15 protein-coding genes and 3 tRNA genes are annotated in these 18,020 nt (G+C 58.7%); 6 read left to right on the top strand and 12 right to left on the bottom strand.

Annotation, left to right across the window (positions count from 1 at the left end; genetic code table 11):
• Nucleotides 1-75: 75 nt before the first annotated feature.
• From nifU to MTP36_RS13700, 4 genes are all read right to left on the bottom strand, one after another.
• Entirely contained in the window at nucleotides 76-519 is a 444-nt protein-coding gene (gene nifU, locus MTP36_RS13715; protein ID WP_015537288.1) for a Fe-S cluster assembly scaffold protein NifU, read from the bottom strand.
• Nucleotides 520-521: 2 nt separating this feature from the next.
• Complete coding sequence (locus MTP36_RS13710) at nucleotides 522-1,739, bottom strand: cysteine desulfurase family protein (protein WP_117554861.1); 1,218 nt, start codon at nucleotides 1,737-1,739, stop codon at nucleotides 522-524.
• Between the two features lie 133 nt (nucleotides 1,740-1,872).
• Complete coding sequence (locus tag MTP36_RS13705; protein WP_055186844.1) at nucleotides 1,873-2,313, bottom strand: hypothetical protein; 441 nt, start codon at nucleotides 2,311-2,313, stop codon at nucleotides 1,873-1,875.
• Nucleotides 2,314-2,364: 51 nt separating this feature from the next.
• Entirely contained in the window at nucleotides 2,365-2,688 is a 324-nt protein-coding gene (locus MTP36_RS13700; RefSeq protein WP_055186843.1) for a rhodanese-like domain-containing protein, read from the bottom strand.
• A 132-nt stretch (nucleotides 2,689-2,820) separates the two neighbouring features.
• On the opposite strand from MTP36_RS13700, the gene MTP36_RS13695 reads away from it, so the two are divergent.
• The 5 genes from MTP36_RS13695 (at nucleotide 2,821) to MTP36_RS13675 (ending at nucleotide 5,245) form a co-directional block, all read left to right on the top strand.
• The gene (locus MTP36_RS13695) at nucleotides 2,821-3,291 is read left to right on the top strand and encodes an RrF2 family transcriptional regulator (RefSeq protein WP_055186842.1); all 471 of its coding nucleotides are present in this window, start codon (nucleotides 2,821-2,823) and stop codon (nucleotides 3,289-3,291) included.
• 67 nt (nucleotides 3,292-3,358) lie between these two features.
• Nucleotides 3,359-3,434: transfer RNA gene (locus MTP36_RS13690), tRNA-Trp, on the top strand.
• 212 nt (nucleotides 3,435-3,646) lie between these two features.
• Nucleotides 3,647-3,723 (top strand) — tRNA-Asp (locus MTP36_RS13685).
• Nucleotides 3,724-3,726: 3 nt separating this feature from the next.
• Nucleotides 3,727-3,802 (top strand) — tRNA-Thr (locus MTP36_RS13680).
• 225 nt (nucleotides 3,803-4,027) lie between these two features.
• On the top strand, nucleotides 4,028-5,245 hold the full coding sequence (locus tag MTP36_RS13675) for an iron-containing alcohol dehydrogenase (RefSeq protein ID WP_055186841.1): 1,218 nt from the start codon (nucleotides 4,028-4,030) through the stop codon (nucleotides 5,243-5,245).
• A gap of 196 nt (nucleotides 5,246-5,441) precedes the next feature.
• On the opposite strand, the gene cysS is transcribed toward MTP36_RS13675, so the two are convergent.
• The 8 genes from cysS to MTP36_RS13635 all read right to left on the bottom strand — a co-directional run bounded on the left by cysS (nucleotide 5,442) and on the right by MTP36_RS13635 (nucleotide 16,131).
• Complete coding sequence (gene cysS, locus MTP36_RS13670) at nucleotides 5,442-6,839, bottom strand: cysteine--tRNA ligase (RefSeq protein ID WP_005922944.1); 1,398 nt, start codon at nucleotides 6,837-6,839, stop codon at nucleotides 5,442-5,444.
• Between the two features lie 418 nt (nucleotides 6,840-7,257).
• Complete coding sequence (pflA, locus tag MTP36_RS13665) at nucleotides 7,258-8,010, bottom strand: pyruvate formate-lyase-activating protein (RefSeq protein ID WP_249251378.1); 753 nt, start codon at nucleotides 8,008-8,010, stop codon at nucleotides 7,258-7,260.
• Nucleotides 7,997-10,249 (bottom strand): formate C-acetyltransferase, encoded by a 2,253-nt coding sequence (pflB, locus tag MTP36_RS13660; protein WP_249251376.1) that lies wholly within the window; start codon nucleotides 10,247-10,249, stop codon nucleotides 7,997-7,999. Before pflB ends, pflA begins: the two co-directional genes overlap by 14 nt.
• A 579-nt stretch (nucleotides 10,250-10,828) precedes the next feature.
• Entirely contained in the window at nucleotides 10,829-11,287 is a 459-nt protein-coding gene (locus MTP36_RS13655) for a hypothetical protein (protein WP_249251374.1), read from the bottom strand.
• 4 nt (nucleotides 11,288-11,291) lie between these two features.
• Nucleotides 11,292-12,329, bottom strand: coding sequence for a lysylphosphatidylglycerol synthase transmembrane domain-containing protein (locus MTP36_RS13650; protein ID WP_249251372.1), 1,038 nt, complete (start codon nucleotides 12,327-12,329; stop codon nucleotides 11,292-11,294).
• A gap of 187 nt (nucleotides 12,330-12,516) precedes the next feature.
• Nucleotides 12,517-14,121, bottom strand: a complete 1,605-nt coding sequence (locus MTP36_RS13645) for a glycosyltransferase family 4 protein (protein ID WP_249251370.1) — start codon at nucleotides 14,119-14,121, stop codon at nucleotides 12,517-12,519.
• 34 nt (nucleotides 14,122-14,155) lie between these two features.
• A complete protein-coding gene (locus MTP36_RS13640) occupies nucleotides 14,156-14,950 on the bottom strand; it encodes a hypothetical protein (RefSeq protein WP_249251367.1) in 795 nt (264 codons plus the stop codon).
• 65 nt (nucleotides 14,951-15,015) lie between these two features.
• A complete protein-coding gene (locus tag MTP36_RS13635; RefSeq protein ID WP_249251365.1) occupies nucleotides 15,016-16,131 on the bottom strand; it encodes an acyltransferase family protein in 1,116 nt (371 codons plus the stop codon).
• A 402-nt stretch (nucleotides 16,132-16,533) separates the two neighbouring features.
• Here MTP36_RS13635 and MTP36_RS13630 point away from each other — a divergent pair, with 402 nt between their 5' ends.
• On the top strand, nucleotides 16,534-17,985 hold the full coding sequence (locus MTP36_RS13630) for a class I adenylate-forming enzyme family protein (protein WP_249251363.1): 1,452 nt from the start codon (nucleotides 16,534-16,536) through the stop codon (nucleotides 17,983-17,985).
• The last annotated feature ends 35 nt before the right edge of the window (nucleotides 17,986-18,020 follow it).

The following is an 18,020-nucleotide window of genomic DNA, read 5'->3' as shown; positions in this document are numbered from 1 at the left end:
TTTTCTCACAAGTGGGGACGCAAAAAAGGACACCGCACGAAGCGGTGTCCTTTTTTGCTTAGGATACTGTCAGAATCAGTTGCCGCAGCTCTCGCAGTGCTCGCAATCCTCTTCCAGCTTGCCCACGATGGGTTCCGGATCAATGCCCTGACGGCGGTAGTAGTCGGACAGGGCAGCCTTGACAGCCTGCTCGGCCAGAACAGAGCAGTGCACCTTGACCGGGGGCAGACCTTCCAGAGCCTCCACAACGGCCTTGTTGGTCAGCTTCAGTGCCTCGTCCACGGTCTTGCCCTTGATCAGGTCGGTGGCCATGCTGCTGGTGGCAATGGCTGCGCCGCAGCCAAAGGTGAGGAACTTGACGTCCACGATCACATTGTTCTCAATTTTCAGGTACATGCGCATGATATCGCCGCACTTGGGGTTGCCCACTTCACCCACGCCGTTTGCATCGGGCAGCTCACCTACGTTGTGCGGATTTGCGAAATGCTCCATGACCTTGGCACTATACATACTTGCCATAATTACTGTTCTCCCTTCAGGCTGAACTGGCGGGCCTTGTTCTGACCCTGCAGCCACATACAACTCATAGCGCGGCGGCGGGGGATGACCTCCTCCAGCACGTCACACAGATATTTTGCTTCTTCCATGGTGTTCTGCGGGCCAAAGGTGAACCGCATGGAGCCGTGGCCGATCTCCTCAGGCACGCCGATGCTCAGCAGGACGTGGCTGGGGTCCAGACTGTCGGAGTTGCAGGCAGAGCCGGTAGAGGCGCAGATGCCGTGCATATCCAGATCCAGCAGAATGGTCTCGCCCTCCAGACCCGGGAAGCTGATGTTCACATTGTTGGGCAGACGGGGACTGCGGCCGCCGTTCAGGCGGGCTTCCGGGATGTTCTTGAGGATGCGGTCGATGACGTAATCGCGCAGCTCGCTCTCGTGGGCCATGCGCTCATCCAGATGCGCCGTGGCGATCTCCAGTGCCTTGCCCATGGCAGCAATGCCGGCCACGTTCTCGGTGCCTGCACGGTGGCGGGCCTCCTGACTGCCGCCATCGATCAAGTTCTGGGGCCATACGCCCTTACGGCAGTACAGTGCACCCATGCCCTTGGGGCCATTGAACTTGTGGGCGCTCATGGACAGCATATCCACGCCCAGCTCCTTCACATCCACGGGGATGGCACCCACAGCCTGCACCGCATCGGTGTGCATCCACACGCCATGCTTGTGGGCAATCTCGGCGATCTCCTTGATGGGCTGGATGGTGCCGATCTCGTTGTTGGCCATCATGATGCTGACCAGTGCGGTGTCGGGACGGATGGCAGCCTCCACGTCCTCGGGGCGGATGTAGCCCTCGGCGGTGGGCTTGATATAGGTCACTTCAAAGCCCATGCGCTCCAGCGCAGCCATGCTGTGCATGATGGCGTGGTGCTCAAAAGCGCTGGTGATGAGGTGCTTTTTGTTCTGGCGTGCCTTGGTAAAGGCAGTGCCCTTCACCGCCCAGTTGTCGGCCTCGGAGCCGCAGCTGGTAAAGAAGAGCTCAGCCGGACTTGCATTGATGGCCTTTGCCACCTGTGCGCGGCCGGTATCTACAAATTCCTTTGCCTCGTAGCCGATGCTGTAATGGCTGCTGGGGTTGCCGCAGGCACCGCTCAGGGCTTTGACCATCATTTCCAGTGCCTCGGGAGCACAGGGAGTGGTGGCAGCATTATCCAGATAAACCACTTTTTCCATGTTTTCCATAGGAATGATCCTTTCTTATTGAACGCGTCTGCGGGAGCCTTAAATGCCCTGTGCAGATGCGGAATCCTTTCAACGGATAAGTTATACCATATCATTCCCTAGTATGTCAATATGAATACTGGATTTTCGTGATTCAGTCACCTTTTTTGCCCTTTCCGGTCAGTTTTCCCAGTAACACCTTCCACTTGGGGTAGCCCCAGCGCTTATCCTCGGCAAAGTCGTCCGCCAGCTTCCACGGAAAGATGCCGCCGTCAAAGTACAAGTTTCCGGCTTCGTCCACCCGGTCCAGCTTTTTGGGCAGATAGCTTTCGTCGTAGTAGCTCTTGCGGCGGTCCGGCAGCACCCAGTGCAGCGTGCCGTCCTCATCCATGCCGGACGCCCACACGCCGAACACAAAGGTGGCAGCCTCGCCGTAGCAGTGCTGCTCAAAGCGGATAGCGCCATCGTAGTAGAACTTGATGACCTCCAGCGTGCCGGATTCCTTTTTGCCGTCCCGCCCTAAGGTAGGGCGGTAATCCTGCTGGTAACGGCAGCCGCAGTGGCTGCCCGCGAACTCTTTTGCATGGAACGACATGGCATGGTTTCCTTTCTGGTATGGTTTTTGCTTTTTATAAAGTATATAACCTTAGAAATGCCCCTCAAAATCACCCTCGATCTCGTAGGGCCAGCTTAAAATGCCGCCAAGGTCCCGCAGGTTGGTGTAGCCAAGGCTTTCCAGCTTTTGCACGGCATCGGCGCTGCGGCGGCCGGTGCGGCAGTACACCAGCCACAGGGCGTTTTTGTCCGGCAGCACCTCGGCGGCACGGTCGATGACCTGCCCCAGCGGCAGCAGCTTTGCCCCGGGGATGTGCCCCACGGCGTATTCGTCCGGCTCGCGCACATCTACGGCGACAGCCTTGCCGGAATCCAGCAGACGGATAGCGTCTGCTGCGGTGATCTTCTCTGTCATACTCTCACTCCTCAAAGATAGGTTCTGTTCCATCCTATGATAGCAGACCTTTTTTGTTTGCACAAGAGGTTTGTCCTTTGCAAAATCCGAGTAACGTGCTATACTATGAAATACAGCAAGGAGAGGACTACCATGAAATTTTCCACCAAGAGCCGCTACGCCCTGCGCCTGATGGCGGAGCTGGCGCGCTATGCGCCGGGCACCACCGTCAGCCTGAAGGAGATCAGCGAGCGGCAGAACCTGAGCCTGAAATATCTGGAGCAGATCGTCACCCCGCTGGCGCGGGTAGGGCTGGTCAAGAGCGAGCGGGGCAGTCAGGGCGGCTACCGCCTGACTAAGGATGCTGCCGACTACACCGCCGGCGAGATCCTGCGCGCCATCGAGGGCAGCGTGGCGCCCATTCCGTGCCTTGGCAGCGTGACCAATGAGTGCCCTATGTCCGAGCAGTGCTTCACTCTGCCGTTCTGGGCGGGGCTGGATGAGGTGATCAACCAGTATATCGACAGCGTTACGCTGGAGCAGCTGGCAAGCCAGCTGCCTGCGCTGGATTCCGCCGCGCAGGAGAGCTGCTGCAGCTGCGGCGGCACGAAAAATGAGAAATAAGTAAAAATAAGGCTTGACATTCCCCTTTGCATCGGCTATAATAATCAAGCATTCAGCGAATGTATATAGGGGTATAGCTCAGCTGGTAGAGCAGCGGTCTCCAAAACCGCGTGCCGTGAGTTCGAAACTTACTACCCCTGCCATGACGCACAGGTTCTTCGGAACTTGTGCGTTTTGTTTTTTGGTAAAACTCCCTCAGTCAAAACCGTCAGGTTTTGACTGAGGGAGTTCGTTCCTCCACCCCCTTTTGCAAAAAATTGCATTTTCCGCAAATTTGTGCTTGACAACAGACCGACTTTCCGATATAATAGAGCACGTTCCCGCGGTAAGATGCCGCACGAACTTGAGCGATCATGGCCCGGTAGCTCAGTTGGTTAGAGCACCAGCCTGTCACGCTGGGGGTCGTCGGTTCGAGCCCGATCCGGGTCGCCATTTGCTGCTATAGCTCAGTTGGTAGAGCGCATCCTTGGTAAGGATGAGGTCTCCAGTTCGAATCTGGATAGCAGCTCCAAAGGCAAGCACCTCGAAGTTTTAGGACTTCGGGGTGTTTTTTTGCGCTTTTTCAGGGCAGAGGGCTTGTTGCATCCTACTGCTTGTGGAAACCGCCCAAAATAGAACGACTTTTTCTTCCGCTACGTCAATTGAAGCTGCCTCCGAATTGTTATATAATTAACATAATAAATAAAAATACGGCACAGCGCTGTGTGTGCCGTACTATTTTTGGAGGTTTTGTATTATGGCTCGTTTTACTTTGCCCCGTGATCTGTACCATGGCAAGGGCGCTCTGGAGGCACTGAAGTCCTTTACCGGCAAAAAGGCAATGATCTGCGTCGGCGGCGGCTCCATGAAACGCTTCGGCTTTTTGGATCGTGCGGTGGAGTACCTGAAGGAAGCCGGCATGGAAGTGGAGCTGTTCGAGGGTATCGAACCCGATCCTTCCGTGGAGACCGTCATGCGCGGCGCCGAGGCCATGCTGAAGTTTGAGCCCGACTGGATCATCGCCATGGGCGGCGGCTCTCCCATCGATGCAGCCAAGGCCATGTGGATCAAGTACGAGTACCCCGAGATCACCTTTGAGGAGATGTGCAAGGTGTTCGGCATCCCGCCGCTGCGCCGCAAGGCACACTTCTGCGCCATTTCCTCCACCTCCGGCACTGCCACCGAGGTGACCGCTTTCTCCATTATCACCGACTACCAGAAGGGCATCAAGTACCCCATCGCAGACTTTGAAATCACCCCGGACGTGGCCATCGTTGACCCCGATCTGGCTGAGACCATGCCCAAGAAGCTGGTTGCCCACACCGGTATGGACGCCATGACTCACGCTGTGGAGGCTTATGTTTCCACCGCACACTGCGACTACACCGATCCGCTGGCTATCTTCGCCATCCGCATGATCCAAGGCGATCTGGTGGACAGCTACAACGGCGATATGTCCAAGCGCGACTCCATGCACAACGCCCAGTGCCTTGCCGGTATGGCCTTCTCCAACGCACTGCTGGGCATCGTGCACTCCATGGCACACAAGACCGGCGCTGCCTTTGCAGACTACGGCGCACACATCATCCACGGCGCGGCCAACGCCATGTACCTGCCCAAGGTCATCGCCTTCAACGCCAAGGACCCCGAGGCCAAGAAGCGCTACGGCGTCATCGCAGACGAGATGAAGCTGGGCGGCGCAAACGATGACGAAAAGGTCAAGCTGCTTATCGAGTACCTGCGCGGCATGAACGATGCGCTGAACATCCCCCACTGCATCCAGCACTACGGTCCGGACTCCTACCCCACCGAGCAGGGCTTTGTGCCGGAGGAAGTGTTCCTCGAGCGTCTGCCCGAGATCGCCAAGAACGCCATCGCCGACGCCTGCACCGGCTCCAACCCCCGCCAGCCCAGTCAGGAGGAGATGGAGAAGCTGCTCAAGTGCTGCTACTACGATACTGAGGTGGATTTCTGATCCGTCCTTTCCTTAGTACACCTCCCCTAGCGTCAAAAGCCCCGCAGAGCATACCGCCCTGCGGGGCTTTTGCTGGTTATGCCAGACGATTTGAAATGCCCGCCGCGTGCGCCCCTCCCGTGAAAAAGGGACACCGGAGCGTTCGCAGACGCTCCGGTGTCCCAAATTTTAAAATAGTTTTCCTTAGCGGCAGGCCTTACAGCTTGCTCAGCTGGGGACCCTGTGCGGTGTCCTTCACAGCCCAGCCCAGTTCGGTCAGCTGTGCGCGGATGGCATCGGCGGTGGCCCAGTCCTTGGCCTTTTTGGCGGCAGCACGCTTCTCCACCAGCTCGGTCACCTCGGCGGGCACCTCGTCCTTCTTGCGGTTGTACAGCAGACCCAGCACGCCGGTGATCTCGTCAAAGGCGGCGGCAGCGGTCTCCAGTGCAGCCTTGCTGGAAGCAGCGGACAGAGTGTTGATCTCCTTGACCAGATCAAACACGGCAGCCAGCGCATCCGGGGTGTTCAGGTCGTCGTCCATGGCGGTGCAGAACTTAGTGCGTGCCTCGGCGGCCTTTTCCTTCAGGGTCTCGTCGGTGCCGAAGTCGGTTTTGCTCAGGGCAAAGTCCAGATTCTCGCGGCAGGTGTACAGGCGCTCCAGACTGTTCTTGCAGCTCTCGATGAGGTCTACGGTGTAGTTCAGGGGCATCCGGTAGCCGGCGGTCAGCATGAAGTAGCGGATGGGCTCGTAGCCGTAGAGGTTTGCCACATCCCGCACGGTAAAGAAGTTGTGCAGGCTCTTGGACATTTTCTGGTTGTCCACGTTGATGAAGCCGTTGTGCATCCAGTAGCGGGCAAACTCACAGCCGTTGGCGCACTCGCTCTGGGCGATCTCGTTTTCGTGGTGGGGGAAGATCAGATCCTGACCGCCGCAGTGCAGGTCGATGGTCTTGCCCAGATGGGTGCGGCTCATGGCGCTGCACTCGATGTGCCAGCCCGGGCGGCCCATGCCGTAGGGGCTTTCCCATGCGGGCTCACCGGGCTTTGCTGCCTTCCAGACGGCAAAGTCGGCGGGGTCCTCCTTCAGGTCGTCCTCCATGCGGCTGCGCAGCTCGCGGTTGCCGCTTTCCAAATCGTCCAGATTCAGGTGGCTCAGCTTGCCGTAGCCGGGGTCGCTCTTCACCCGGAAGTACACATCGCCGTTTTTGGCAACGTAGGCGTGGCCGGAGTCGATCAGATCCTTGACGATATCGAGGATTTGCGGGATGTGCTCGGTAGCGCGGGGCTGCACGGTGGGCTTTTCGCAGTTCAGCCCAGCGGCATCCTTCAGGTACTCGGCCTCAAAGCGCTGTGCCACCTCCTTCATGGAGGTGCCCTCTTCCTGTCCCTTCTTGATGAGCTTGTCATCGATATCGGTGATGTTGGAAACGTAGATCACCTTGTTGCCCCGGTATTCCAGATAGCGGCGCAGGGTGTCGAACACGATCAGCGGGCGTGCGTTGCCGATGTGGATATAGTTGTACACAGTAGGGCCGCAGACGTAGATGCGGTACTCGCCGGGCACCTGCGGCACAAATTCTTCCTTCTGTCGGGTCAGGGTGTTGAAGATCTGCATGGTCAATTCTCCTTTTTGTTCCAAACAGAAGCCGCAAAACAAAACGCCCCCGGAGCAGTGCACAAGGCACAACTCCGAAGGCGGTTTTAAATCAAAATCGCGGTTCCACTTCTGTTTGTCGCTCAAAGCCGGTAACGGCGGCGCACCGCACGGCGATACTTCCCCACGGGGTTCCCGCCGCGTGCTGTCCGGGCGCACTTTGCGCGGCGGTCTGCGAACAGGCTTCCAGCCAGTGGCCTGTTCTCTCTGCGCAGACGGTGTGCGGCGCTACTCTGCCCGGATAAACGCATTTATCCTTTTACCCCTTTATTATAGCGGTGCCGCACAGGGAAGTCAAGGCAGAACAAACCTGTGAAAATGAAATTCAGCCAAGCCTGTAGGCTTGGCTGAATTTCAAATCAAAAAGATGCTTTCCTCTTTACCTGGGATAGCGGCTTACTTCCAGCAGTTCTTCTGCCCGCTTTACCTGCTCTGCCGTGGGCGGTACAGCGTCCGGCAGGGGGTAGGGAATGCCCAGTTTCTGCCACTTGAACAGCCCTAAGGTGTGGTAGGGCAGCACCTCCACCCGCTGCACCGTTTTCAGGCTGCGGATAAAGTCAGCCGTTTGGCGCAGCCCCTCCTCGTCGTCGGTCAGACCGGGCACGAGGACGTGCCGGATCCACAGCGGGATGCCGAGGTCGGAGATGTGCCGCGCCATGGCAAGAATGTTGGCGTTGTCCTTGCCGGTAAGCTGCCGGTGGCGCTCCGGGTCGATCTCCTTGAGGTCTAAGATCACCAGACTGGTGTTAGCCATCAGACGGTCAAATGCGGCAAGATACGCCGGGTCGTCCGGGCGGAAGGGCTGCCCGGCGGTGTCCAGCGCCGTGTGCACGCCCTTGGCACGCGCCAGCGTGAAGAACTCGGTCAAAAAGTCCAGCTGCCGCAGCGGCTCGCCGCCGCTGACCGTGATGCCGCCCTTTTTGCCCCAGTAGTTGCGGTAGCGGTATACCCGCTGGAACAGCGCTTCTGCCGTCCACGCCTCGCCGCCCTCTGCCCATGTTTCGGGGTTGTGGCAGTACTTGCACCGCAGGGCACACCCCTGCAAAAACACCACGAAGCGCACGCCGGGGCCGTCCACCGAGCCGAAGGATTCCAGCGAGTGGACGTACCCAAGGGTCTTACAGAGCGCCATGGCAGGTACGGGCCAGCACGTCCAGCTGCTGCTCACGGGTCAGGTCGATGAACTTGACGGCGTAGCCGGAAACGCGGATGGTAAAGTTGGCGTACTCTTCCTTTTCGGGGTGCTCCATGGCGTCCAGCAGCTTCTCCTTGCCAAAGACGTTCACGTTCAGGTGGTGTGCGCCCTGATCAAAGTAGCCGTCCAGCACCTGCACCAGATTCTCCACGCGCTCGCCCTCGCTGTGACCCAGTGCCTCGGGGTTGATGGTCTGGGTGTTGGAGATGCCGTCCAGTGCCCAGTGGTAGGGCAGCTTTGCCACAGAGTTCAGCGAGGCCAGCAGGCCGTTCTGCTCTGCACCGTAGCTGGGGGTAGCGCCGGGTGCAAACGGGGTAAAGGCGGCGCGGCCATCCGGCAGAGCGCCGGTGTACTTGCCGTACACCACGTTGGAGGTGATGGTCAGGATGGAGGTGGTAGCCTCGGAGTTGCGGTAGGTGTGGCGCTTCTTGATCATCTCAAGGAAGGTCTTGAGCAGCCACACGCCGATCTCGTCGGCACGGTCGTCATCGTTGCCGTACTTGGGGAAGTCGCCCTCGATCTCAAAGCCGGTGGCAAGACCGTTTTCATCGCGCACCACCTTCACCTTGGCGTACTTGATGGCGCTCAGGGAGTCGATCACGTGGGAGAAGCCTGCAATGCCGGTGGCAAAGGTGCGGCGCACATCGGTGTCGATGAGTGCCATCTCGGCTTCCTCGTAGTAGTACTTGTCGTGCATATACTGGATGAGGTTCAGCACGTTGACGTACAGCCCGGCCAGCCAGTCCAGCATCTGCACATACTTGGGCAGAACCTCGTCATAGGTCAGGTACTCGCTGGTGATGGGGGCATAGTTGGGGCCGCACTGCTCGTGGCTCTTCTCGTCCACGCCGCCGTTGATGGCGTACAGCAGGCACTTGGCAAGGTTGGCGCGTGCGCCGAAGAACTGCATCTCCTTGCCGGTCTGGGTGGCAGACACGCAGCAGCAGATGGAGTAATCGTCGCCCCAGACGGGCTTCATCACATCGTCGTTCTCGTACTGGACGCTGCTGGTGTTGACGGACACCTTGGCGGCGTATTTCTTAAAGGCCTCGGGCAGGGCAGAGGAGTACAGCACGGTCAGGTTGGGCTCCGGTGCGGGGCCCATGTTCTCCAGCGTGTGCAGGAAGCGGTAGCAGTTCTTGGTGACCATGCTGCGGCCGTCCATGCCGATGCCGCCCACCTCCAGCGTTGCCCACACGGGGTCGCCGGAGAACAGCTGGTTGTAGCTGGGGATGCGGGCAAACTTGACCATGCGGAACTTCATGACCATGTGGTCGATAAGCTCCTGTGCCTGACTTTCGGTCAGGACGCCCTTGTCCAGATCGCGCTGGATATAAATGTCAAGGAAGGTGGAGATGCGGCCCACGCTCATGGCGGCGCCGTTCTGGGTCTTGATGGCGGCCAGATAGCCGAAGTACAGCCACTGGCAGGCTTCCTTGGCGTCCTTGGCGGGCTGGGAGATGTCGTAGCCGTAGGCCTCGGCCATCTTCTTCATGCCCTTCAGGGCGCTGATCTGGCGGGCGATCTCCTCGCGCAGACGGATGACGTCATCGGTCATGGTGCCGTCGCCGCAGTTAGCAAGATCCTCCTGCTTGAACTGGATCAGGGCGTCAATGCCGTACAGGGCAACGCGGCGGTAGTCGCCCACGATGCGGCCGCGGCCATAGGTGTCCGGCAGACCGGTGATGATGTGGGTGTGGCGTGCCTTCTTCATCTCGGGGGTGTAGGCATCGAACACGGCCTGATTGTGGGTGCGGGTGTAGTCGGTAAAGATCTTGTGCAGCTCGGCAGAGGGCTGGTAGCCGTAGGTGGTGCAGGCCTGCTCTGCCATCTTGATGCCGCCGTAGGGCATAAAGGCGCGCTTGAGGGGCTTGTCGGTCTGTAAGCCAACGATCTGCTCCAGATCCTTCAGGCTTTCGTCAATATAGCCGGGGCCGTAGGAGGTCAGGCTGCTGACCACCTCGGTCTCCATATCCAGCACGCCGCCCTTGGCGCGCTCGGCCTTTTGCAGCTGCTGCAAAGCACCCCAAAGCTTATCGGTAGCCTCGGTGGGGCCGGCCAGAAAGCTTTCATCGCCGTCATAGGGGGTGTAGTTCTTCTGGATGAAGTCACGCACATTGACCTCTTCCTTCCAGATGCGGCCTTCAAAGCCTTCCCACTGTTCAAACTGGATCATTGGAACCTCCTTGCTCCATTACGCAGTTAGCGTTTTCTAACTAATGAGCCTTTGAAAAACCGCTCTGTCTGGGCGGTTTTCTGGGGGCGAAACGGTCTTGCGCTGCCGTCTGCGGCAGCCCTTACTACAAGGTGTAGACAAAAATAAAAACCTGCCCACAAAATCTTGCGTTACTATAATAGCAAGAACCGTTTTAAAAAGCAATAGAAAACAAGTGGGTTTTCTTCCAGCGGAAAGGCTGTTCTTTGGGCAGAATGTAGAAAAAACGCCGAAACCCCGGCGGCGCAGCAACTTTGCGAAAAAATTTGCAAATTAAGGGTTGACAAGACTAACTGACTGTGGTATCCTGTTCTCGCAGCGGTGGTTAGCTAATTCTAACCACGTTGCACCAGAAAAAAGGAGCGTCTGCAAGCGCTCCGCTCCATTCCTCCATTCCTTTCTCTTTTCTACGGGAAGCGACAGCACGGTTTGCTCTGCTGCTTCCGGCGCGGCACCGGCTGTGTTTGGTACCACAGCCGACGCAAAGAAAACAAAAACGGGACACTCAGCTTGACCACCTGAGTGCCCCGATTTTTGTTTTTACTGCCCCATCCCCGCCAGCTGTTCATACAGCTGCGCTGCGCCGCCGCCGGGGTATTTTACGCTGACATAGGCGCTGTTCAGGATGCACACGCCGTCAGAATATACCGTCAACAGAAACTTCTGATTTTCGGCATCGTCATAAAAGCTGACAGTGACTGACTGCACCGGAAAGGTATCGTGGGTGTAGGAAGAATAGTTCTGATTCAACTTTTTGCGGCAGGAGACGGTGGAAAGCAATTCTGCCGTTTGTTGGAACGCTTCGCTGTCCATGGAGAGGAGGTGATAGTCCATGTCGTTTGTGCTGCCAAAATGCGCCACTTCCTCGGTGCGGAGCGTGCCCTGCGAGCTGGCGCGTACCAGTGCTTTCAGGTCGATGGGATGGTATAGCACCGCAAAAGCTGCCAGTGCAAACAGGATAAAAAATAAAGCGGTGCGGGGAATGTGGAAGCTTTTCATCTGCTCACCCCTCCTTTGGCGGCTCCATTTGGACAAGATGCCGCTGGGCGATGAAGAAGCCCACGGCACTGGCGGCAAATACTACATAATAGCTGGCGATGCGGTAGAGCATCAGCACGCTCATCGCCTCGCCCTGCTCCAGAAAGCTGCCGAACACCAGCAGAAAGGCGGTTTCGATCGAGCCCATCCCGGCTACATTGGGCAGGGCGTTGGAGACGAAGAGCATCAGGCTGGTGAGCAGCTGCACTTGCCAGAAGCCCAGCGGGGAAAGCCCCATGAAACGGATGCACAGGTAGGGCAGGCAGAACAGCCCGAACAGCTTGAGCGCCTGCAGGGCAAAAATCTTCAGGCAGCGGGGCTTATCTGCCAGCAGGCGGCGGCTCTCGGTGCCCAGCACCTCCAGCTGTTCCAGCCAGTCGGCGCGGCGCTGCTGCCACTTTTCGGTCTTGGGCAGAAAGCCCAGCAGCCAGCGGGCGAGGCTCTGCACCAGCGGCGAAACACACAGCAGCACCAGCGCCACAATAATCACCGCTACCACAGCGTATGCCATGGGCAGATAGCGCATGACACCGGTGGTGTTGGCGGAAAGCCAGCGATGCTGTAACAGCAGCATCACGGTGGCGTACAGCAGCACGGTGGTCTTATGGAAAACGTATTCCAGCGTCATCAGCCCTGCGCCGGGACCCAGTGACAGCCCGGCCTTGTGCAGGTAGTACAGCTGCACCGGTACCGCACCGGCACCCAGCGTGACCACGTTGCCAAAGGTGCCGCACCAGCCCACATCTAACCCTTGCCACAGCTTGAACTGCGGCAGACGGCTGCGCACGATGACCCACGCCACGCACCCTTCCAGCAGGGGGTAGCTGATGCCGACCGCCAGAACCGCCAGCACCTGCCACACCGACAGCTGCGCCAGCGCCGTGGTGATCTCGACCCAGTGATCCTTAAAAATGAACACGATGATGCAGGTAAGTGCCAGCAGCACCAGCAGAGAGATCACAGTCTTTTTGCGGGAGGGCTGCTGCGCGGCGGCTTGGCTCATGGAAACAAAACTCCTTTCGGTATGGATGCTTTTAACCGGAAATTCTGTGACCAGTATAGCACATCTCCCGCCGCCCTTTGTGAACGGAAGCGGAACTTTGTTTTGCAATTTGGGGGATTTGATAAAATGCAAAGATTGTGAAAAAGCAATGCCGGGCAGCGTGCAGCTGTCCGGCATTGTTTTTTCGTTATTCTTCCCCGTCCGTCAGCTCTTTTACCAGCCTTGTCAGGGTGGCTACATAGGATTCGTTGGAGAACTGCTGCTCGTACAGGCGGCGGCAGCTGTCGTGCATGGCGGCCAGCGCTTCCGGGTGCTCAATGGCCCAAGTCAGCTTATCGGCCAGCTGCTGCGGGTCGTCGTCCTTGTAGAGGAAACCGTCCACGCCTTCGGTCACAAGCCCGGCGGTGCCGGTGTGCTCCGATACGATAGAGGGCTTGCCGAAGATCAGACCCTCGGTGACGAAGGTGGGCATGGGGTCGTCGCGAGAGGCACACACCACGCAGTTGCACTGCTCCATCAGGGATTTGACCTCCGGGCGCTCCAGCCGCTTGCGGTAGAAAACGGTCTGGGGATAGTCCCGCACCAGACTGTCCACGGCGTTGTACATTCCCTTGTCGGCGGCTTTGCCCACAAAGAGGAAAACGGCTTTTTCCCGCACCGCAGAGGGCAGCAGCCGGATGGCATTGCAGAAGATATCCGGACCCTTGCGGTGCTCCAGCGAGCCTACCGTTACAAAGAGGGGACGCCCTCCGGCAAAGCTGATGTCATAGCGAGGAAACTGCTCGGCGGCGTAGTCCGGCAGACCGTAGATCAGCTGCTCGATTTCAAAATCCGGTCGGACGGAGTGCATGGCGGCGGTGGCGTGGGAGCCTACGGCGCAGACGTGGATATTTTTGCCCAGCGCCTTTGGGATGCTGTGAGAGATGAAGGGGTAGCCCGCAAAGGCATCGTGCAGCCACCACAGCACTGGCACAAAGGAGCCGTTCAGGGTGTTTACCACCGGCGCTTCCACCACTGTGTTGGCCAGCACAAGGTCTGCGCTGGTGGCCAGCCCCCACAGGGCGCTGGAAGTAACGCAGTCCGGGCGGGTGACCACAGCGGCCCCGGCATCCAGAAACAGCGGCAGCGAGCCTTCGTCCGCCGGCCCCAGCACCACCACCTCAAAGCCAAGGTTGCGCAGCACCGGCACGGCGCTTACCAGCACGATGGGCGCGCCGGTCATGGTCAGCTCGTGGCTCAGGATCAGCGCACGGCGTCCCTTGGCGGAGAACACGTCGTCGGCGCACAGCTCCCGGCGGAAGTGCAGCAGTGCCTGCGGGATGCGGCAGCTGTGCTGCGCCATGGCATGGGCCAGACGCAGCAGCTCGGTAACGCTGTCCCTGCCCCGGGCGGCGGCGCGTACCTCGTCCAGCAATGCGCGGGACACCATGGCGCAGCGGCTGCCCGGCAGGTGCTGAGTGCTCAGGTACAGGGCGGTAGCGCCGTCAAAGCCAAAGGCGGCGTCGCAGACCGCAAGGTCTGCGCCCTCCCGCAGGGCGGCGGCAAAATAGGTCAGGGCGGTGGGGGTGCACTCCACATCCTCGCTTACCAGCAGCACCCCGGCCACAGCGGGGGTCAGCTCGCCCTCCAGCCGGGTCACCAGACGGAACTTGCGGTGCAGCTGGTTTTGCAGCGCCGTTTCCAGCGCCTTGTGACGCCCCGGCGCGTAGACCAGAAGATAGGTGCTCTGGGTATCGGTATAGACCTGCTTGGACAATTGCTTGCGCTGCAGGGTACTGTAACTGGTGTACATGATCCAACTCCTCCGGGCAGAATATCGGGCGGGCTCAGTGGCCGCGCAGCAGGGTCAGCAGCTTGCGCAGCGGGGCGGTCAGCCGCCAGCTGCTGCTGGCGCGCATATTTTCCAGCGAGACCTGATATTCGTGCTGGATGCCCTGCAGGGTCAGCAGCTGCTGGTTCAGCCGCATACACTCGGCGCGGCTGGCCTGCAATACCTCGGCTGCTTCCTGCGCGGCGGTGGCGTTTTTCAGCTTCAGGTCGTTCAGCGCCCGCAGCAGAGATTTGCCGGGCTGCTCGTGCAGAAAACGTCCCAGCGGGTAGTAGTGATAGTTCACCGCAAACTTCATGCCGGCACCAAAGCCGGTGGTGCAGTGCAGTGCAAGGTTGGGGTCTACATCTAAGAACAGCAGGCTGTCCTCCTGCAATACAAGGCCGTTGACCGGCTGAAAGCTGATGCGTTCGTCCGAAATGGCAAGGTCAGTGATGCAGCAGGCCAGTTCGCCAGGGTCCAGCCGGACGGCGCGGGCGTCCTCCGGCAGAATAAAGGTGACCGACACCTCATGGGTCAGCTCGTTGTAGACATCCTCGGTGGCAATCAGGCATTCCCGGGGCGAAAAGCCGCTGCCGGTGTCGTAGAACAGCTGCGGCAGGGTAAGAGTGATGTTTTCGGCCTCGGCGCTGTGCCTGGAAAGCTCGGTCTGGCAGGTCAGCAGCTGCTGCTCCAGCTCCAGACACCGCTGCGCCAGCTGGGAAACACCCTCGTCCGAAAGCTTGAGCTGCTGCTCCAGCTCGGCAATGTGCGCCTGCAGGGCAGCAGGGGTCACGGGGGCATCGTGGTTCATAACGGGATCCTCCTCTTCCTTATCCTAAGATCGGCTGCGCCGCCGCAGCCGGAACATTCAGAATATCAGTGCCGTGGGGTGTAGTGTACCTGCGGGGTGTGCCGCCGGGCGGGGAACAGCTTGATGACCAGATCCCGCCGCCGTTGCAGCAGGGCACAGACAAGCCAGATGGAGCCCAGCGAAAGGACATATTGCAGGCAGATGCCCAAAACAGGGCGGTCGGCGTATTTCGCCGCGAACAGATACCACGGAATAGCGGTAAGCTCTACGGTATGTATGCAGAAGATGTACAGGGAGCGGCGGCCAATGGCCTCAAAAAAGCTTACCAGCGCATTCCGGTGCCGGTTCAGCCGCAAAAACAGCCGGACGAACAGCAGGCCGGCAAGGCCGTCCAGCAGGATGCTGATGGGGCCTAAGGTCCACTCTGCCATGGATACACAGTCGGTGATGCCGGTGGCAAAGGCAGCCACCGGGACCAGCAGAACGGCAGCCCACAGGATGCAGGACATCCGGCGGGACAAGGGCTGATCCAGCCAGTGCTGACGCTTGGCAAGGTAACCAAGGTACAGGTACGGCGTGATCACCGCGCCTTGAATCAGGCAGAAGGGCAGCTCCCATACAAGGCTGGCACCCCAGCCCAGCAGGGCGCAGCCGCCCACCGCCCACGGGATGTACCGCTCCGGAAAGATGTTCAGGATAACGTCCAGCGCGATCCAGCCCATCAGCAGCGCCAGCAGATACCACATGGGCCCGCAGGAAAAGAACTCCTGCCCGAAGTAGGTAGCCGTATGGGGCAGACCCAGCAGAAAACCGCCCGCCACCTTGATGCTCTCGCTCAGGGAGCCGGGCAGGTAGTGAAAAGTCTTATAATGAATGATAAAATGCAGCACCGTGGTGAAGAACGCGGTGTAGCAAAAGGGCTTGAGCAGGCTTTTGAGCTGCTGGTGGATGCACTTGCCGATGGAGCGCTTGCGGAAGCCGTAGCCGCTGGCGATGAAAAAGGCCGCCATCAGCGTTTCGCGGTAGACAAAGACCAAAAAGGCGGTCAGCGACAGGCCGTTCGACAACTGAAGCGGATAAAGCTCCGCAGTGTGCCCCAGCACGATGGCCAGCATCCCTGCGCCCTTGAGCATATCAAACATCCCGATGGAGCTGACAGTGCGGGGCTTGGTTGTTTCCATGAAAGATTCCTTCCCTGCGCCGGACCAATACCCCTCAAGAAAAAAGCCGGATACGGCGCAAACGATCGATTTTTATACAGCATTGTCATGATATATGGCTAGTATAATGCTTTTTATAGAGACTGTCAATTTTGTTTTGCAGTCCGCATCATACCGGAACTGGTATTTTGCGCTAAAAATTGTAGCACAGGAACGGACAGATTGCAACGAAAGGTAGAATTTGGCCGAACCGCACCAAAAGATATGCAAGTAAAAATTGTCAATGCTGGAAATTAAATGTTGCAGAAGTATTGCATTGCACTGGAAGATATTGTATACTGGGCACAGTTGAGCGCCCGGGCTGCGCCCCGAAGGACGGAGCCGGACACTGGGCAGGACAAAATGCTTCGGGAGGGTAAAATTATGGTCACATCGCTGTATCAGTCACTTTGTAATATGGAAACGATCTATGCGGACCGCGTGGCAATCCGGTATTATGACGAGGCAAAACGGGGCGTAACGGAGGTGTACTACCGCCAGTATGCTCAGGATCTGCGCAGGTTCGTCAGCTTCCTGCGCAGTAAGGCAGGGGATGTCAAGGGGCAGCGGGTCGCGATCCTGGCCCGCAACAGCTACCACTACGTCATCTGTATGTACGGCACTGTGCTGGCGGGCGGTGTGGCAGTGCCGCTGAATATGGGCAAGAACTGGGACGAGATCCAGTACGAGCTGGATCTGGTGGAGCCGGTCTGTGTGCTGCAGGACGGTGAGTATCTGCAGTGGGAGCCTGCCCTGGCGGATGCCTACAGTGCAAAGCTGGAGCCGATGGATGCCTTTACCGCCTTTGCCCCCGCACAGGATGTAAAGGAAGTGGAAGATCTTGCCGCGATGGCCTTTATCATGTTTACCTCCGGCACCACCGGCCGCAGCAAGGGCGTTATGCTGAGCCAGAAGAACCTGTTTGCGGCCATGCCCGCCTTCCTGAATCCGTTTGATGATGTGCGCAAGGCGACCGGCTGGGACACCGATAAGTTCTGCTCACTGTCCGCGCTGCCCATGTTCCACATCTCGGCCATGACCAGCCTGGTATCCTGGAGCATTACCGGCCACTGCATCAACCTGTGCAACGACCTCAAGTATTTCTACCGCGATATCGGCGCGATGCACAGCGAGGTGATGGCTGTGGTGCCGGTGCTGCTGAAGAGCCTGTATAAGGATGTGATGAAGGGCCGCCGCGACCGCCTGAATGGCCTGTGCGTCCTGACCTGCGGCGCAGCCATGTTCGACCCCCAGATGCTCAAGGACCTGATGGACAAGGGCTTCTTTATTGCCCAGATGTACGGCATGACCGAGACCTGCGGCGATGGTGCCTGGAACTCCTCCCAGGAGGAAAAGCACCTGACCAGCGTGGGCCATGTGGACAACAGCTGCGAGTATAAGCTGGACGATGGCGAGCTGTGCATGCGCGGCACCCCCATCATGCTGGGCTACTATAAGGACCCCGAGGCCACGGCTGAGGTCATCGACAAGGACGACTGGTTCCACACCGGCGACATCGCCCGGCTGGAAGAGGACAGCTATATGTACCTGACTGGCCGCAAGAAGAACCTGATCATTCTGGACAGCGGCGAGAACATCAGCCCCGAGGAGTTGGAGGGTCTTGTGGAAAAATGCCCCGCCGTGCAGGAATGTGTCGTGAAGGAAATGGGCAAAAAGATCGGCGCTGTGGTGTACTGCCCGCAGGACAAGCAGCAGACTGTGCAGGAGCATATCACCGAGATGAACCGTACCCTGCCGCTGTATAAGCGCATCGGTGTGGTGGAGTTCAGCGAAACTCCGCTGCCCCGCAATGCCACGGGCAAGCTGGTACGCTGAGGATAAAACAAACAGAACAAAACAGGATGGAGCCT

The organism is Faecalibacterium sp. I4-1-79, from assembly GCF_023347235.1.
Lineage (GTDB): Bacteria > Bacillota > Clostridia > Oscillospirales > Ruminococcaceae > Faecalibacterium > Faecalibacterium tardum.
Note: the sequence above shows the minus strand (reverse complement) of the source record. Positions and strands in the feature narration are given on the sequence as shown.

Bases quoted from the DNA above. Each gene is read 5' to 3' on its own strand.
- nifU (WP_015537288.1), bottom strand. From the start codon at position 519: ATGGCAAGTATGTATAGTGCCAAGGTCATGGAGCATTTCGCAAATCCG.
- MTP36_RS13710 (WP_117554861.1), bottom strand. From the start codon at position 1,739: ATGGAAAACATGGAAAAAGTGGTTTATCTGGATAATGCTGCCACCACT.
- MTP36_RS13705 (WP_055186844.1), bottom strand. From the start codon at position 2,313: ATGTCGTTCCATGCAAAAGAGTTCGCGGGCAGCCACTGCGGCTGCCGT.
- MTP36_RS13700 (WP_055186843.1), bottom strand. From the start codon at position 2,688: ATGACAGAGAAGATCACCGCAGCAGACGCTATCCGTCTGCTGGATTCC.
- MTP36_RS13695 (WP_055186842.1), top strand. From the start codon at position 2,821: ATGAAATTTTCCACCAAGAGCCGCTACGCCCTGCGCCTGATGGCGGAG.
- MTP36_RS13675 (WP_055186841.1), top strand. From the start codon at position 4,028: ATGGCTCGTTTTACTTTGCCCCGTGATCTGTACCATGGCAAGGGCGCT.
- cysS (WP_005922944.1), bottom strand. From the start codon at position 6,839: ATGCAGATCTTCAACACCCTGACCCGACAGAAGGAAGAATTTGTGCCG.
- pflA (WP_249251378.1), bottom strand. From the start codon at position 8,010: ATGGCGCTCTGTAAGACCCTTGGGTACGTCCACTCGCTGGAATCCTTC.
- pflB (WP_249251376.1), bottom strand. From the start codon at position 10,249: ATGATCCAGTTTGAACAGTGGGAAGGCTTTGAAGGCCGCATCTGGAAG.
- MTP36_RS13655 (WP_249251374.1), bottom strand. From the start codon at position 11,287: ATGAAAAGCTTCCACATTCCCCGCACCGCTTTATTTTTTATCCTGTTT.
- MTP36_RS13650 (WP_249251372.1), bottom strand. From the start codon at position 12,329: ATGAGCCAAGCCGCCGCGCAGCAGCCCTCCCGCAAAAAGACTGTGATC.
- MTP36_RS13645 (WP_249251370.1), bottom strand. From the start codon at position 14,121: ATGTACACCAGTTACAGTACCCTGCAGCGCAAGCAATTGTCCAAGCAG.
- MTP36_RS13640 (WP_249251367.1), bottom strand. From the start codon at position 14,950: ATGAACCACGATGCCCCCGTGACCCCTGCTGCCCTGCAGGCGCACATT.
- MTP36_RS13635 (WP_249251365.1), bottom strand. From the start codon at position 16,131: ATGGAAACAACCAAGCCCCGCACTGTCAGCTCCATCGGGATGTTTGAT.
- MTP36_RS13630 (WP_249251363.1), top strand. From the start codon at position 16,534: ATGGTCACATCGCTGTATCAGTCACTTTGTAATATGGAAACGATCTAT.